This window comes from Bacteroides sp. GD17 (assembly GCF_038448625.1).
In the GTDB taxonomy this organism is placed as follows: Bacteria; Bacteroidota; Bacteroidia; order Bacteroidales; family Bacteroidaceae; genus Bacteroides.
This window is the reverse complement of the sequence record NZ_JBCEZS010000002.1, coordinates 230,555-247,496: the sequence shown is the minus strand read 5'-3', so window position 1 is coordinate 247,496 and position 16,942 is coordinate 230,555. Positions and strand designations below refer to the sequence as shown.

General features: G+C 45.1%; 13 protein-coding genes. 4 read left to right on the top strand and 9 right to left on the bottom strand.

Features of this window, described 5'->3' with window-relative positions:
• Positions 1-43: 43 nt before the first annotated feature.
• The gene (locus tag AAE250_RS04285) at positions 44-1,732 is read right to left on the bottom strand and encodes a phosphoethanolamine transferase (RefSeq protein WP_294597079.1); all 1,689 of its coding nucleotides are present in this window, start codon (positions 1,730-1,732) and stop codon (positions 44-46) included.
• Positions 1,719-2,906: a BamA/TamA family outer membrane protein gene (locus AAE250_RS04280; RefSeq protein WP_294597076.1), complete on the bottom strand. Its 1,188-nt coding sequence runs from the start codon at positions 2,904-2,906 to the stop codon at positions 1,719-1,721. The genes AAE250_RS04285 and AAE250_RS04280 overlap by 14 nt, the downstream gene beginning before the upstream one ends.
• Before the next feature lie 210 nt (positions 2,907-3,116).
• Here AAE250_RS04280 and AAE250_RS04275 point away from each other — a divergent pair, with 210 nt between their 5' ends.
• Both AAE250_RS04275 and AAE250_RS04270 read left to right on the top strand, forming a co-directional pair.
• Positions 3,117-4,403, top strand: coding sequence for an NAD(P)/FAD-dependent oxidoreductase (locus tag AAE250_RS04275; protein ID WP_294597074.1), 1,287 nt, complete (start codon positions 3,117-3,119; stop codon positions 4,401-4,403).
• A gap of 169 nt (positions 4,404-4,572) precedes the next feature.
• Positions 4,573-5,127, top strand: coding sequence for a DUF3332 domain-containing protein (locus AAE250_RS04270; protein WP_294597071.1), 555 nt, complete (start codon positions 4,573-4,575; stop codon positions 5,125-5,127).
• A gap of 89 nt (positions 5,128-5,216) precedes the next feature.
• Here the strand turns inward: AAE250_RS04270 and tamL are convergent, their stop codons facing one another.
• Positions 5,217-7,529 carry a translocation and assembly module lipoprotein TamL gene (gene tamL / locus AAE250_RS04265; protein ID WP_294597068.1) on the bottom strand — a complete coding sequence of 771 codons (2,313 nt, stop codon included), beginning with the start codon at positions 7,527-7,529 and terminating at the stop codon, positions 5,217-5,219.
• A 143-nt stretch (positions 7,530-7,672) separates the two neighbouring features.
• On the opposite strand from tamL, the gene AAE250_RS04260 reads away from it, so the two are divergent.
• Positions 7,673-8,434, top strand: a complete 762-nt coding sequence (locus tag AAE250_RS04260) for an RNA methyltransferase (protein ID WP_294597065.1) — start codon at positions 7,673-7,675, stop codon at positions 8,432-8,434.
• Here AAE250_RS04260 and AAE250_RS04255 read toward each other — a convergent pair.
• The 5 genes from AAE250_RS04255 to ileS are packed head-to-tail and all read right to left on the bottom strand — an operon-like array spanning position 8,385 to position 14,208.
• Positions 8,385-8,717 carry a hypothetical protein gene (locus AAE250_RS04255; protein ID WP_294597063.1) on the bottom strand — a complete coding sequence of 111 codons (333 nt, stop codon included), beginning with the start codon at positions 8,715-8,717 and terminating at the stop codon, positions 8,385-8,387. The genes AAE250_RS04260 and AAE250_RS04255 overlap by 50 nt on opposite strands.
• 7 nt (positions 8,718-8,724) lie before the next feature.
• Positions 8,725-9,687 (bottom strand): DUF4296 domain-containing protein, encoded by a 963-nt coding sequence (locus AAE250_RS04250; protein WP_294597060.1) that lies wholly within the window; start codon positions 9,685-9,687, stop codon positions 8,725-8,727.
• Positions 9,684-10,313, bottom strand: a complete 630-nt coding sequence (locus AAE250_RS04245; RefSeq protein WP_294597056.1) for a lipoprotein signal peptidase — start codon at positions 10,311-10,313, stop codon at positions 9,684-9,686. The genes AAE250_RS04250 and AAE250_RS04245 overlap by 4 nt, the downstream gene beginning before the upstream one ends.
• A gap of 2 nt (positions 10,314-10,315) precedes the next feature.
• Positions 10,316-10,696, bottom strand: a complete 381-nt coding sequence (locus AAE250_RS04240) for a TraR/DksA family transcriptional regulator (RefSeq protein ID WP_004290962.1) — start codon at positions 10,694-10,696, stop codon at positions 10,316-10,318.
• Positions 10,697-10,719: 23 nt separating this feature from the next.
• The gene (gene ileS, locus AAE250_RS04235) at positions 10,720-14,208 is read right to left on the bottom strand and encodes an isoleucine--tRNA ligase (RefSeq protein WP_294597038.1); all 3,489 of its coding nucleotides are present in this window, start codon (positions 14,206-14,208) and stop codon (positions 10,720-10,722) included.
• 289 nt (positions 14,209-14,497) lie between these two features.
• Between ileS and AAE250_RS04230 the strand changes: the two genes are divergently transcribed.
• Entirely contained in the window at positions 14,498-15,802 is a 1,305-nt protein-coding gene (locus AAE250_RS04230; protein WP_294597033.1) for a tyrosine-type recombinase/integrase, read from the top strand.
• Between the two features lie 172 nt (positions 15,803-15,974).
• Here AAE250_RS04230 and AAE250_RS04225 read toward each other — a convergent pair whose 3' ends face one another.
• Positions 15,975-16,868, bottom strand: a complete 894-nt coding sequence (locus tag AAE250_RS04225; RefSeq protein WP_294597029.1) for a helix-turn-helix domain-containing protein — start codon at positions 16,866-16,868, stop codon at positions 15,975-15,977.
• Positions 16,869-16,942 lie beyond the last annotated feature (74 nt).

Here is a 16,942-nt window from a genome sequence, read left to right as displayed (position 1 = left end):
TATTCTATAATATGGCTTACAAAAGTAGTATAAAATACGAATTTTAGAAATCAAATCGTTGGAAATCTTCTTTACTCATTCCGATGTCATCCAACGGAAGGGCTTTGTTATGGTCGTTCAGATAGACTCTGGGGTTTTCGGTAAACAAGCTGCAGGCCACGGATAAGGAGTCGTTCCGGTGTGTCGTTTCTATCCCTCCCATGCCGAGCATGGTATGGAAAAAAGAAGCGCTGGAAGAAATATTCTTCTGCCGGTTAGCCTGCACAGCTTTCTGTATCAGCGGATAAGTCTGCCGGTAGCTGTGGGACATCCAGATAAGGAACGGCACATGTATCTGATAATAGGAAGGTACCGGAGATGCATGCAGGAAGAGATGCCGGCTGTCGTCGAAGATATCTTCCCCGTGATCGGAAGTGTAAAGCATGGCAGCATCTACGTTTTGCGCCTGCAACATGCGAATCAGCCGTGCCAGAAAATAATCGGTATAGCGGATAGAATTATCGTAAGCATTCACCAGATTGTCCTTGTACTTCAGTTCGGCGGCAACGGGTGCGTCGGGAAGGAAGAATGCCCGGCTCGACGGATAGCGCTCCCTGTAATTGAAATGAGAGCCATAAGTGTGGAGAACGATAAATTGCTTGGTGGCTCCTTTGGCCAATTCTGCTTCCACCAGCTTCAGCAACTCTTCATCCGAAGGGTTGTAGTTGGAATCGTCTACGTCTTCTTTAATGAAATCAAACGTATCAGCTTCCTTACCAAAGAAGTCTATGAACGAGTGGTTATAGCGTTGATTGGAGAAAAATGCCGTCCGATAGCCTGCCTCCTTGAATGCGGTGATAATCCCTTTCTGATAATAGATAGAATCGAAACTGTGGGCATCGACCGGTGAGAGCAGCATGGGAACACTCTTATGCGTTGTGTTCGACTCCGTCAGTACGTGGTTGAAGGCCGTCAAACCGTCTATTTCGGAAAGTTCCGGATTGGTATTGCGTCCGTAGCCGTACAGCGACCAGTTGCAGGCACGGGAGGTCTCTCCTACTACCACTATGTAGACTTCTCTTTTATCTGCCGGATGGGTATTGCGGGCATGGTAAACAAAGTCCTTCGATGTGGTGTGGTACCTCTGTGTCATGGCAGTCCGCTGGAAGGCAAGTCCTACATTATAGCATACATTGACGGGGTATAACTCCGATTCCGGCTCATAGCGGTCGTCCAGCAAGTAAGCGGCAGCCAATGAGAGAATGCCGATGGCCAGTGCTCCCCACGCACGTCTTCGCTCCCGATGAATGAAGCCTTCGGACAGCTTGCGCTTGCGGACAATGGATGTGGTGGCAAGAGCCAGTGCGGGGATATAAAGAATCACTACGAGCACAATGGCAGGCGCCATGTTATCCAGCAGTTCCAAGGCTTCACTGGAATTGGTGGTCACCAAATTCAGAAACATATCCACCGCAATGATGGACTGCCCGAAGAGTGACAGCAGCACAAGTTGGAACGCTCCGAAAAAGAGGAACGGGAACAAGAGCCAGAACGTCTTGCCACAGTTTCTCGACCAGGTCATTACTATATAATAGGTAGAGAACGGCAACAGGACATTGCATATTTTGGCTGCCAATGATAGCGGTTCCGTAAAACAGAGCACGATATTGGGCACTATCAGAATAATCAGAAACAGATAGAACAGGTGTTCCTGATTCTCGAACCACTTCTTTATGTTTTTAAAAAGCTTCATTGATATTGAATATAAATCCGGTCTGGTGTTTGCCAAACCCTAAGTCTAACCGTACATTCACTCTCTTTTTGAACTCCCAGCGATAGCCGAAGCCATAGTTTGGAAGAATATGTTTAGCCTCAAACTCCGGGAAGTCGGGAAATATGGTCCCCGCTCCTACCCATACGGCCACTCCATTCCGTTTCCACACGTGCTGGCGAAGTTCCAATTGGGCGTCCATGGCGCATTTATCGCGGTAGCGTCCCTCGTAATAACCGCGCATGGAATAAGAACTTCCCAAAGTTGCCATCAGGCCCCAGGGAGGATTGCCGTAGTTCAGCAGAGTATGGAATTGCCCTGCCAATACTCCGCCTTTCCAGATGGTATGATAATAGCTCGTTGTCAGCTCCGTACTGCTGAAAGCATATTTATTGCCCAGGAAAGCAGGGCTGAAACGCTGGTCCAGTCTCAGATAATAGCCTTTGTAGGCATTCGTCAGGAAGTCACGCGAATCATACAATAAGGAAAATCCCAGACCTATGTTAGTAGTGCGCGCTTTCATTCCTTCCCACAATTCGATTTTCTCAAAATCATGCCCGTATACGTAGTCGAATACTGCCATTGGGCCTATATAGAAATTGCCCGCCACCTTGAACATGAAGTCTGCTTTCACTTGTGCCTGAAAGCGGTCATATTCACTCTCGTTATCGTCATTCGCCCCGTTATCGTACCCTTTCCCCCAATAGAGGCTTGGAAAAGAATAAAAGTACAGATTGTAATTCAGGCGATATTTGTCTTGGGGGAAAAGATGATTTCCACGTACTCCCAGCAAATAGAATAGAACCGTAGAAACGTCTCCATACAGAGAAACATTGGAAGGCGGAAGGATGGTATCTTTCCGGTCGGTACGGTAAAGCCCGGCTGCTACCAATCCAATTCCAAACTTTGTATCGCTGGAATAATGGGGGCCGCCTATCACACTGAAATCAAACTTTTTATTCTTCTTCTCTTTATTGGCGTCGTTGAAATAATCGAGAAACTTTTTGAAGAAAGTACGCTTCACGTGAATTGAATCTGAGGTAGGCGCGAAGGTCGAATCTGCAGCAGTATTTGCTTCTGCAGGACGTGCTTGTGCATAAATAGCAGTATTTGTTATCAGCAACAATAATATCCATCTTGTTAGTTTTGTGCTCATTTGGATTAAGGGGAAAACTTTGGGAGCAAAGTTAGTTTTTTGCTATTACTATTACAACAATGTTACTTCCCTTTTTGTTTCCACATTTTCTGTTTTAGTGTTCCAATTTATAGCAGTTTCTGAGTTCACTCTTTTTAACCGCATTATCCATAGAACTTTCCGTCGCGCACAGTGTTTCTTTATATACAAAGAACAACATGAAATTAGATTATGAAGACAGCGATGGATATTCCCGACAAAGAGGGACGGAAACGACTGGTTATCGTAGGTGGCGGCTTCGGAGGACTGAAGTTGGCACGAAAACTGAGAAGTGACAAGTATCAAGTGGTTTTACTGGATAAGAACAATCATCATATTTTCCAACCATTACTTTATCAGGTGGCTACGGCAGGCATCGAACCCAGTGCCATATCTTTCCCCTTCCGCAAAATATTCAAGAAGCGGAAGTATTTCCACATACGCATTTGCGAGGCACAGCAAGTAATCCCCGAGAATAATCTCCTGGAAACCTCTATTGGTACTTTGGCTTACGACTATCTGGTGATTGCCACCGGATGTGATACAAACTATTTCGGGAACAGTGATATGGCAAAACAGACCATGGCTCTGAAAAACACATCGGAAGCTCTGTTCAACCGCAACCAGATATTGGAAAGTTTCGAGCAAGCCCAAAATACCGGCAACGAAGAGGAACGCAGGCGGCTGATGACTTTTGCCATCGTGGGCGGTGGAGCTACAGGAATTGAACTGGCAGGCGCTTTGGCCGAAATGAAGAAGTTTGTGTTGCCACAAGATTATCCCGACCTGAATATCGACGAAATGCGCATTCTCTTGATAGACGGTTCTCCCAGACTCTTGTCGGCTTTCTCGGAAGCATCTTCTGCAGAAGTGGCCGACTATCTGAAAAAGCGAGGGGTAGAGATCCGATTGAACCTGAGAGTAATAAGTTATGAAAATCATCGGCTGGCGCTGAGTGATGAAACTGCCATCGAAACCCGGAATGTATTTTGGGTGGCCGGAGTGAAAGCCAATAGCCTGCAGGGATTGCCTGCCGAAGCTTACGGCCCGGGCAACCGCCTGAAGGTAGACAGTTATAACCGTTTGTATCAATATCCTAATATCTTTGCTATCGGAGATACGGCACTTATGATTTCTCCCGATTATCCCAAGGGACATCCGCAGGTTGTACAACCCGCCATACAGCAGGCACAGAATCTGATACAGAATCTGCAACGTGCGGAACAAGGATTGCCTTTGCAGCCGTTCGCATATCATAATAAAGGTTCTATGGCAACTATCGGGCGCAATCATGCCGTAGTAGAACTTAAAAAGTTGCGTTTCGGCGGTTTTCCCGCATGGGCAGTATGGCTGTTCATCCATTTAATGAGCATTGTAGGCGTAAAGAATCGCCTGTTTATCTTCTTCGACTGGATGTGGAGCTACTTTACTTACGACCCTTCCCTGCGAATTATCATCAAACCTTTGAAACGAGAGTAAACTACTATCTCTCGCAAAAGTCTGATAAATAGCTACTTTTATTCCTTTACGAACAGATTTTAAGTTCAATTTATAGGTATTTTATGTAAAAAGACTATATTTGCAGCTACTTAAAATAGCTGAATAAGCTATAAGTTGGTTAAACAGAATAAAATTAAAAAGAGAAATTATGAAAAAATTCAATTTTAAAATGGCTGCAACCGTGATGATCTGTGGTGCATTTCTTTTCAGTTCTTGTATCGGTTCTTTCGGATTGCATAGCAAGTTGGTAAACTGGAATCAAAGTATTGGTACTAAGTTTGTTAACGAGTTAGTCTTTTTGGCGTTTAATATCATTCCCGTATATGGTGTATGTTACCTGGCAGATATATTGGTTATCAACTCTATCGAATTCTGGAGTGGTACTAATCCGATGGCAAGCATTGGCGACGTAAAGACGGTGAAAGGCGAAAATGGCAACTACCTGGTAGAGACGCTCGAAAACGGTTACTCCATCACGAAAGAAGGCGAAACAGCCTCTATGGAACTTATCTATAACAAGGAATTGAATACGTGGAATGTTGTTGCCGATGGCGTAAGCACTGAATTGCTGCAAATAAACAATGACGGTACTGCACAAATGACTCTTCCGAACGGTGAAGAAATGACTGTTACGCTGGATGCCCAAGGTGTGGCTGCTGCCCGCCAGGCTACCATGATAAACAGCTATTACGCTTTTAATTGATAATGGATAATGAATAATGGATAGTTGATAATGATATTCGGCATACATGCGTATGCTAAATTATCCTTTATCAACTATCCATTATTAATTTAGAACGGATACCCTACTGCAAAGTGGAAAGCAAAATCACGACCGAAATCAGGACGAATAATCGGATAACGGTCTTTTCCTTTTTCATATACCGGATTGAGCGCTTTCATACCTCCATCAAAGCGCAGCACAAAGAAGTCCAGATCGAGACGCAATCCTAAACCATAGGCTACTGCAATCTGCTTATAGAACTTATCAATTTCGAATTTACCTCCCGGCTGGTCTTTATAATTGCGGATAGTCCAGATATTTCCTGCATCTACAAAGAGTGCTCCTCTGAATTTCCAGAACAGACGTGTGCGGTATTCAATGCTGGCATCCAGCTTGATGTCTCCCGACTGATTCAAGAAATTGCCGTCGCCGGGGAAAGAGCCGGGACCTAAATCGCGGACTGACCAACCTCGTACACTATTGGCTCCACCCGAAAAGTAACGTTTCTCAAAAGGAATTATGGTTGCATTGCCATAAGGGACGGCAATCCCGGCACCCATGTGGAATGCCAGAGAGTTACGGTTGTCAATAACCACATTTTTGGCAAAGTCAAAATCCCCTTTAAGATACTGGGCAAAAGGTATATTCAGCAAGGTATATTCTTCTTTATTGTTCTTCTTCATTCCCCCTATCTTTGCCAAAGCATAAAGCATATTGCCGGCAGACTCAAAATTGACACGTATCGTATAAGAATTGCCGATGACGGAGTTATTCATCAAAGCTCTTCCGGCACTGTTAAACGTATAGCTATATCCGGTGCGGACAATGAAACGGTTCTCATAATTGTATTGAAGAATGTAGTTCTCATCTCTCTCCAAGTATTTTTCCCTGAAATCCGGATCTATCCAGGGCATGTACAGATAGTTGATATCCAGCAAGTCGATGCGATGTTGAGAGCGCTGTTGTTGTACTCCCCATTTATAGCTCCAGCCGGCTGATGCCACAATGCGTGTAAACTCCGGGCGCATCTGATAGTTGTATTGCAATCCGAACTCGGTGGTAGCTCTTATTCTCCGCTTGAAGTCACTGGAAATGAACGGAAACATGAAGCGCGGAAAGTTGATGGTTGCCTCCGCACCCAGCTCGATATAGTCCTGGTTCAACCCGCTTTGCAGACCCGACACGGCTTCGTAGGCTCCGCGCAGTCTTAGCATAAATGCTTCAGATCCCTTGAACATGTTACGATTGTGGAAGGCTACGGCTGCTGCTGCACCCAAATCACCGGCAGAGTTTGTACCTTCTACTTCAAAAGATACCGATTGGTGCTTGCTTTTCGTCAGCATCACATAAGCATTCAGTTTGGCACTGTCGGCCTGCTGGGTTTCAAAGAAACGGATATTGGTGTATTTCAAGGTCTGCAAGCGTCCGAAGTTGGAGTAGGTGCGCTGCACATTCTGTTCATTATACAGGGTTCCAGGGGTGATGCGCAGATTGGACGTCAACACCTTGGGGCGCAGATACAACTTGTCTTTATAGTAAATGGGATATCCGTTATAGTGCAGGGAATCGTTTACTTCGATGCTGTTGCTTAAAGAAGACGATTGCAACACATTATAATCCGTAATAAAACTCACCTTATTAATGGTGTATTGGCGATGTTTTTGCGGTTCATCTTCATTGCGCTGCCTGAAAGGAGCCAAATGCAGCGTCAAATCCACCAGGTAAGTGTTCCTCACAGTGTCTGCGGTATAAGAGATATAATCTTTGTTGAATTTATAATATCCGTTCTGCAAAAGATGATTTGTGATACGCTGACGTTCCGCATCCAGTACATTGACATCGAAATACATGCCTTCGGACAAATAGGTTTCCGCAGAATCCTGTTGCAGGTATTCCTTGATCTTATCATCTTGAATGTCGTATCTCAGCGTCCGAACTTTATATGGCTTGCCGGTAGTAACCTTATAAGCCAGCTTCATCTTCTTCTTTTTAACTTGTTCCACCGATTCTACTTTGGCACCCATATAGCCCATATTCTGCACAGCCTTGGTTATTTCCTCGCTGGTACGTTCCGTTTCCTCCTCACTGAAGATGACGGGAGCATCCCCCAATTTACGCAAAGTACGGTTAATCCAGCGCGTAGAGTCGCGTCCGGACCAGTTATAGACATATAGCTGTGTTTTTATCAGACTAAACCACTTCGAATTAGGATTTTGACGGACGTATGGCGACAGACTGGATGGCTTCACTTCTTTATTGTCTGTATGTATACGCACTTCATCCAGCAAATACGAACCGTCCGGTACATATTTGGTAGAAGAACAAGAAGCCAATAAAAGTACGATAGTAGCGAGTATCGCGTAGCGGAAGCCTTTATTCATACAACGTCATTGATTGCGCATTAACAGCTACAAATATACTTGTATTTTTTTGTTCCCGAAATAAAAACGCCGGAAGAGTGCTGAGTTTTTGATTATATAGAAATAATCACGTATTTTTGTCAAACGATAACATTTACCATAATATGGCACTAAGTAAAAACCGCATTAAATATATCCATTCTCTGGAACTGAAGAAGAACCGGAAGGCCGATAAAGTTTTTCTGGCAGAAGGCCCTAAACTCGTAGGTGATTTATTGGGACATTTCCCGTGCAGCTTCCTCGTTGCGACCGGCGAATGGCTTTCCAAGAACACGCACCTCGCTGTAGAAGATGTAACGGAAGTTTCAGCAGAAGAACTATCCCGTGCCAGCTTGCTGAAAACGCCCCAGCAAGTGCTGGCTGTTTTTCACCAACCGGATGATGAGTGGGATGCTTCTGTCATCAGTCACTCTCTTTGCCTGGCATTGGACGACGTACAAGATCCAGGTAATTTAGGAACAATCATCCGCCTTGCCGACTGGTTCGGCATAGAACACATCTTCTGTTCTCCCAATACGGTAGACGTTTACAATCCCAAAACCATACAAGCCACGATGGGTGGCATTGCACGCGTAAAGTTGCACTACACTCCCCTGCCCGACCTGATCCGTTCTTTAAAAGATATCCCTGTTTACGGTACTTTCCTGGATGGAGAAAATATGTATGAGCAACCTTTAACTTCCCACGGACTGATTGTAATGGGCAATGAAGGCAATGGCATCGGAAAGGAAGTGGAGCAATTAATCAACCGTAAGCTATACATCCCGAACTATCCTGCAGACCGTGAAACATCCGAGTCGCTGAATGTGGCCATTGCTACCGCAGTTGTCTGCGCCGAGTTTCGGCGACAGGCCGCATCGTTGTAAAGTCGAAGGGATAAAACAGATAAGGAATTAAAAAAGGCAGTTCTTCTTCTATATTTTGGGGAACTGCCGATAAAGTATCGTCAGATTTATCAAAGAAGTCGGATTCTTCACTTTGCTCTGAATAACGTAGCAAAGCAATAACCCCGGGAAACCATTCTGTATTCTCCGTTTCTTCTGTCAGTGGAGAAATAGAGAAGATATGTTCCTCTTCCATCACTATGACATGCTGTTTCAAATAACCATATTCCGGCAGTAACAGAAAATGTGAAGCATATCGTTTCATGATCCGTTTATTTACGTGGCTTTTCGATCTCCTTCAGTGTAGGACGAGGACGAAGATTCCTGCGATTAACCGAAACACTTTCTACTTGTTGCTCTTGGAGTTCAACCGGTTTCAGCATCTCCGGTTTCTTTCCGATGCTATCCTTCTTTATGCTATCCGTTGCTTGTTGCAGACTGTCTTTAGGAGCAATCGCCAAGCTATCTGTAGCATGATAGCGCATCATGGATATACGGTCTACCAATAATGGTTGCGGAGATTCCTGCATCGGATAGTAAATGAATCCGCGTATCTCCTTTATCTGTCCCAAAGTATCAGCAAACAGACTGATTGTTTCGATTCCCGTTTCTTTCACCTTCTGAATAGCGCTGACAACACTGTCGTTCTTTTCGTAAAGAACCTGCATCGCCATCAAAGGGGCATGGATGCTGTCCGGCGCGCCGTTATGGAAACGGAAGCGTACACTCCAACGCAATGTATCCCGGTCGTGGAAATTGGTGTCCGAAGGCAGTGTAAATATAATCTTATTATCCAAAGGCATGCCCGTCAACTGATAGATATGCTGCCATATCCATACGTCGATACTATCGCCGGGAAGGGATTCCTTCGGCTTATTATCGCGCAGGGCGATCAAGTGGTTGATGCCGTCTCTGTCGGCTTTCAACCGCAGGTTTACCTTTTCATAAATCTTGGTGAGGACTTCCGGATTGCGGGCATACCAAACCATAGAAGAGTCAAAGTCGGCTTGGGTAATACCATATTTTTTGAAAACCGATTCAACGTATAGCAGACGTTTATAACTCTCGTTATACGGCACTTCTTCTCCCATAGCTTTGGCTATGTGATAGTCATAAAGCACGTTTTCCATTTTGGCATCCGGCAACACGGTTTTAGGTCTTTTCACCTGACAAGCCGTCAAACAGAATGCCAAAAGGATTACGCTATACCATTGAATTCGATTCTTTCCTTTCATGATTTCTTTATGGCATGATAGGAGTCGTTCAAATATTTACTGTAGAACAACAGCAGAGCAATGATGCCACAGCTGATTGCTGCATCGGCAAAATTAAAAATCGGACTGAAGAAAATGAAATGTTCTCCTCCTACAAAGGGCATCCATTCGGGCCAGTTCGTATCAATAATAGGGAAATAGAACATATCCACGACCTTTCCGTAAAACAGCGGAGCATATCCACCTCCTTCGGGCATGAAAGAGGCTATTTGCGAATGGGTGCTCTCATTAAACAGTACACCATAGAATACACTGTCAATGATATTACCCAAAGCTCCGGTCAGAATCAAGGATACACAGACGATGAATCCGGTCTTCATTCCCTGCTTCACGAACTTGTACAAGAACCAGCCTATCACTCCTACAGCAATAATACGGAAGGAAGTGAGAAACAGTTTCCCGAATATTTCCATACCGAAGGCCATGCCGTTGTTCTCTGTAAAGTAGATGTAGAACCAGTCGGTGACACGTATACTTTCGTGCCAATACATGTGCGTTTTGATCCACACCTTTATTATTTGATCGATAATCAGTACCGAAAAAATAATAAGCAAGGCAATGCGGCCTTTCGTGAAAAATTTACCCATCCTTATTTCTTGCCGTTATTTTTAGCTTCGATGCTCAGTGTTGCATGAGGTACGGCACGTAAGCGTTCTGCCGGAATCAACTTACCGGTTTCGCGGCAAATGCCATACGTTTTGTTCTCTATACGTACCAAAGCAGCCTGCAAACCTTGAATAAACTTCAACTGACGTTGTGCCAGGCGTGTGGTTTCTTCCTTGGACAAGGTGTTGGCACCTTCTTCCAATACTTTATACGTAGGAGATGTATCATCGGTATCATTACCGTCTGCACCTGTCAGACTGGCTTTCAGCAATTCATAATCGCGCTGTGCCAATTCTAACTTTTCCATAATAATGGCGCGGAATTCTTCCAATTCAGCATCCGAGTATCTTGTCTTTTCTGCCATAATAAAATGTGTGTTTTTAGTAATTATTCTTTTACAACACTCACAAATAGTTTGAAGTCGTCAAACTCTAGTTCCGTACCATTTTCAACATTCTCTTCAAGCTTCAATGAGGTTCCTAAAACTTGGTTACAAATATAGTCTTTATATTCGTTTACCGCATCATCTGTTTGGGGATTTTTTGATAACGTAATATTTATTTTGTCCGTTATTTCAAATCCACTTGATTTACGGATATTCTGAATGCGGTTCACCAACTCGCGGGCAATACCTTCACGACGAAGCTCTTCGGTGATAGTAACCTCCAACGCTACGGTTAATTTACCCTCGTTGGCTACCAGCCATCCCGGGATGTCTTCACTGAAGATTTCTACGTCAGTCGCTTCAATAACTGCTTCCGCACCATCCAGCGTTAAGGTATACGAACCGTTCTTTTCCAGTTCTGCAATTGCTTCCTGTGACATTTCTGTTACAGCAGCCGCCACAGCCTTCATTTGCTTGCCGAACTTCGGTCCCAGTTTCTTGAAATCGCACTTTACCTTCTTTACCAGCACACCGGCTGCACCGTCTACAAACTGGATTTCCTTTACGTTCACCTCATTCATGATCAGTGCTTTCACTGCTTCGATGTGGGCACGCTGCTCTTCGTTCACCACCGGTATCATGATGCATTGCAGCGGCTGGCGGACTTTGATGTTCACTTTACGGCGCAGTGCCAATACCATGGAAGTAACGTCTTGTGCCATCTGCATGCGTGCTTCCAGTTCCTTGTCTATCATTTCCTCCTTGCATTCGGGGAATTGTGACAGGTGAACAGAAACCACATTATCACGTCCTGTTGCTGCAATCAGGTCCATGTAGAGCTTGTCGGCATAGAACGGAGCAATAGGCGACATTAGTTTGGCAACCGTTTCCAAACAAGTATAAAGAGTCTGGAAAGCAGACAGCTTGTCTTGCGTCATACCTCCACCCCAGAAACGTTTACGGTTCAGACGAACGTACCAGTTGGAGAGGTTGTCATTCACGAAGTCAGAGATCAAACGTCCGGCTTTAGTCGGCTCGTATTCATTGTAACAAGTATCTACCTCTTTCACCAGCGTGTTCAGTACAGAAAGAATCCAGCGGTCTATCTCCGGACGTTCTGCCATAGGTACATCGGCTTCTTTGTATTCAAATCCGTCCACATTGGCATAGAGGGCAAAGAATGAATACGTATTATATAAAGTACCGAAGAATTTGCGGCGTACTTCTTCTATTCCATCCACGTCGAACTTCAGGTTATCCCATGGGGAAGAATTCGTAATCATGTACCAGCGCAACGGGTCGGAACCGTATTTATCAATCGTAGTGAATGGATCGACTGCATTACCCAAGCGCTTTGACATCTTGTTGCCGTTCTTGTCCAGCACCAATCCGTTAGAGATTACAGCTTTATAAGATACACTGTCGAACACCATCGTAGCAATGGCATGCAACGTAAAGAACCAGCCACGAGTCTGGTCTACGCCTTCAGCGATGAAATCGGCAGGATATACCTGATGGCTGTCCAGCAATTCCTTATTCTCGAACGGATAGTGTATCTGTGCATACGGCATAGCGCCCGAATCAAACCATACATCGATCAGATCCGTCTCACGCTTCATCGGCTTTCCGTCTTTGGAAACAAGGATGATATCATCCACGTAAGGACGGTGCAAGTCTATCTTGTCATAGTTTGCTTCTGTATATACACCCGGTTGGAAATCTTTATCCTTATAAGGATTCGATTCCATCAGTCCGGCAGCTACAGATTTTTCTATTTCATTGTACAGTTCTTCTACAGATTCGATGCACATTTCTTCGCTACCATCTTCCGTACGCCAAATGGGCAGCGGGGTTCCCCAGTAACGGGAACGGCTCAGATTCCAGTCATTCAGGTTTTCCAGCCACTTGCCGAAACGTCCCGTGCCGGTGCTTTCCGGTTTCCAGTTGATGGTCTTGTTCAGTTCCATCATGCGCTCCTTGCAAGCGGTGCTGCGGATGAACCAGCTATCCAGCGGATAGTACAATACCGGTTTGTCCGTACGCCAGCAGTGCGGATAGTTGTGCACGTGCTTCTCTATCTTGAATGCCAGATTGCCGGTCTTCATCATCATGCAAATTTCGATATCCAGCGATTCGGCAGCTTGTGCAGCCTGTTCATCGTACTTGCCGTCAACGGTGAATTGCGGGTCGTAGGCGTTTTTCACCCACTTGCCTTGATAATCCTTATATAAATCAACGTTCACGCATTCCTTCACAAACTTTTCATCCAGTTCGTCCAGCAAATAGAACTTGCCGGTGAGGTCTACCATCGGGCGGGTCTCTCCTCTTTTGTTGATCATGAACAAGGAAGGTATGCCGGCAGCACGAGCCACGAAGGCATCATCGGCACCGAATGTCGGGGCGATGTGCACGATACCCGTACCGTCTTCAGTCGTTACGTAGTCACCGGAGATTACACGAAAACCTTTATCGCTGACGCTCCAGTCACCGTTTTCGTTTACACTTACCGGCTTCACCCACGGAATAAGTTGCTCGTATTCCATACCTATCAGATCAGTACCCTTATATTCGGCTACCACTTTAAACGGAATCAGTTTATCTCCGGGCTTATAGTCCTCTAATGCAATATCTTTCGCCTTTTTATTGAAGTGGGTGTAGAGTAAGGCTTTTGCCAATACTACAGTCATTTTCTCACCCGTATATCCGTTGTAAGTCTGTACGGCCACATAGTCTATCTTCGGTCCCACGCAGAGGGCTGTGTTCGAAGGTAATGTCCACGGAGTAGTGGTCCATGCAATGAAGTAAGGAGTACCCCACTCTGCCATTTCGGGCTTCGGGTTCTTCATCTTGAACTGTCCTACCACGGTAGTATCTTTTACGTCGCGGTAACATCCGGGTTGGTTCAGCTCGTGTGAGCTAAGTCCCGTGCCGGCAGCAGGAGAATATGGCTGGATGGTATACCCTTTATAAAGAAGTCCTTTCTTATAAAGTTGCTTCAGCAGCCACCACAAAGTTTCGATGTAACGGTTGTCGTAGGTGATGTAAGGATCGGTCATATCTACCCAGTAACCCATCTTGTGCGTCAAGTCTTCCCACTCTTTGGTGAATTTCATGACGTCCTTACGGCAGGCAGCATTATATTCAGCTACAGAGATGGTCTTGCCGATATCCTCTTTCGTGATGCCGAGTGCCTTTTCCACACCCAATTCCACCGGAAGCCCGTGTGTATCCCAGCCAGCCTTACGCTTCACCTGAAAACCCTTCATGGTCTTGTAACGGCAGAAAATGTCCTTAATGGAGCGGGCCATTACGTGGTGAATGCCCGGCATACCATTAGCCGAGGGAGGTCCTTCGTAAAATACGAAAGAAGGACAACCTTCACGTTCTGTCATACTCTTGGCGAAAACCCCGTTTTCATCCCATTTCTTCAACACTTCCTTGTTTACCTGCGAGAGGTCGAATTGCGAATACTCAGCAAACTTCTTAGCCATCTTTTTTATCTGATTTTACTATTTTATACTTATGGTAGAAGCTATTTTCCTATCGTTTAGGAGATACCCTCTTTATTTTAAGGGTGCAAATTTACAAAAAACTTATAGAAAAGAGCGTTTTGAGAAGAAAAAATCTCTCGACTTTGCAATTAGCGCATTTCGCTTGTCAATTCCTCCACAAACTCGCTTAAAAGTGATGAATTGGTCATCCGTATGTTTTAATTTGTGTTCTAGTATAATGCTTCGTGCATCTTATAAATCCAGTTACAAATTAAATTAAAAAAGAATTATGACAAGTTTGACATTAGTCTACCGCCCTTCCACCAAAGAGGGGCATCATCCCGGGAGCCTTTCCCTGCGTATTGTCCATCACAGACGTAACAAAACCGTTATCCTTTCCGGATGCCGCATTTTCAATGAAGAATGGGACAAAGCCGGGCAGCGCCTCATTTATCCTCATAACGATCCAGCCCGTGCATCCTACCTGAGGGAAGTCGACGCACGTATCAAATCCAGTATGAATCTCCTTTCCGGTTTTATATCCGAACTTCAGAAGAAAGGGCGTTATACAGTCGAGGATATTCTCTCCCTTTTCCGTGAGAAGAAAGACGAGAACAAGTTGTCCGGCTATGCTTCCCGTCTCTCTCGCGAGTTGGAGAAGCGCGGCCAGTACCGCACTTCGCGTGCTTACCGCACCGTTGCCCGTGGTCTCGTGAAGTTCAATAAAGGTGAGGATATCCCTTTGAAGCATATTAATGCCTGCCTTATCAAAGATTTCGAGCTTTTCTTGCGCGACAAGGGGTGTTCTCCCAATACTCTTTCGTACTACATGCGCAACCTGCGTGCTATCTATAACAAGGCCATCGCCGAACACCGCGTCTTTCCTCATCCTGATGGTGCGCCCTTCTCCAGTGTTTTTACGGGTGTTACCAGAACGATGAAACGTGCCCTTACCGTTGATGAAGTCAAGTCTCTCCACAATCTGGATCTTTGCGGGCTCTTGCATAGTCAGCCCCCTTTCAGCCGCGAATACGAAACCCTGAAGGGACTCTATGACGCCCAGCGTTACTTCACGTTCTGTTTTGACGCTCGTGGTATGTGCTTTGTAGACCTTGCCTATCTTTTGAAGAGTAATATTCGTGGCGGTGTCCTGCGGTATGTACGCAAGAAGACGGGCCAGCAGATCGAGGTACGGCTTACGGATGAGATGCGTGACATTATCTCGAGTTTCTCCGATGAAACCTCCTGTATCCCGTACGTTTTCCCTATCATCCGCGATCCGGATAAAAACGCCCGCATTCAGTACGAAAACGGGCTGCGCATCCAGAATGCCCGTTTGAAGAAACTGGCCTCCCTTGCCGGAATCAAAAAGCCTCTAAGTACCCATTGGGCACGGCATTCATGGGCTAACATCGGTAAACAGGAAAATATCCCTCTGCGGGTAATCAGTGAGTGTCTGGGCCATACCTCGGAACGTACAACCTTGATTTATCTGGACCAGCTTGACAATTCCCTCCTGGATGCCGCCAATGAACGCATTACGAGCGTCATCCTACGCCCTTCCCTTCCGAAGCGTGAAAATTCTGTGTGTTAAAAATGGGGATACAAAGCTTGGAATAGTGATTTTTTCTTACCTTTGTCCCATTCTTGATAAGAATAATTTCCCATCCGACACTTGCAAAGTGCCGGATGGTTGCTGTTTGCCAGCATGGAAACCGTGGGCAAAGATAGGCTATAAAATCTTTTATCTGATTGTCAAAAGCCGTTTAATGGTTGTCAATTCTTCCCTTTGCCATTATTCCTTCCGCCCGTATATCCGTGGGTGTCTTTCCAATTTCCTTCTTACAGAACTTGGTGAATTGAGGCAGATCGCAGAAGCCATTCTCAAAAGCTATCTGTTTGATAGTCTTGTTTGCATCCAGAAGTTGGGTCTTTATCATCTTCGCCCTCTCCCGTTTCATCCATTTATAAGGTGTAGCTGCAAATATTTTCTTGAATTTCTCCGAGAACTGTCTGGTTGTCAAGTGCATATATTCTGCCATTTCCTCTACATTCTTGAATCGGTGCCACCTCATTCTTACGTATTCCGAGAACGATGTGTCCTCGCTCAGGATGAGGTACAGGAAATCATAAATATCCTCCTTTGTATAATAGAGCCTTACCAGCAGAAAGAATTCTTTGATTTTCAATTCGAAATACTCCCCACATTTCACTCCGTCATTGAGGATGTTCATCATCCCGTCCAAGAACTGCCATATTCTTGTATTCATTTCCATGACACTGAATCTTCTCCGTGTTTGGGAAAGGTAGAACCCCGCATTCTTCTTCTGTACCTCATATAGCTTCTCCACCGAATAGTTTGCACACAGCACAATAGATCCTCTGATTCGGAAAACGACCATCAGCGCATTGTCTGCTGCTATATAAGAGTATCTGCCTCCTGCCGGCAGAAAGAGTATCTCTCCCTTTTTGCCTTCATAATCCGGGGCATTTTTGAATATGAAGCGTACCTGCCCCTCTATGAAGAATACTACCTCATTACTCACTGTAGCCACTTCTCCACTGTCTCCCTTTGCAATTCTTACCATTTCAATGGTCTGTTTTGCTGTCTGCTCCGAGTGTTGGCATCTCTCGTGCTCACCTTTGTATGTCAATTCCATAATATATTGTTATTCAACCGTTTTACAAATGTTCTACATTTCTCTTTTCTTCTTGTCTTTGTCTTCTCTTTCAA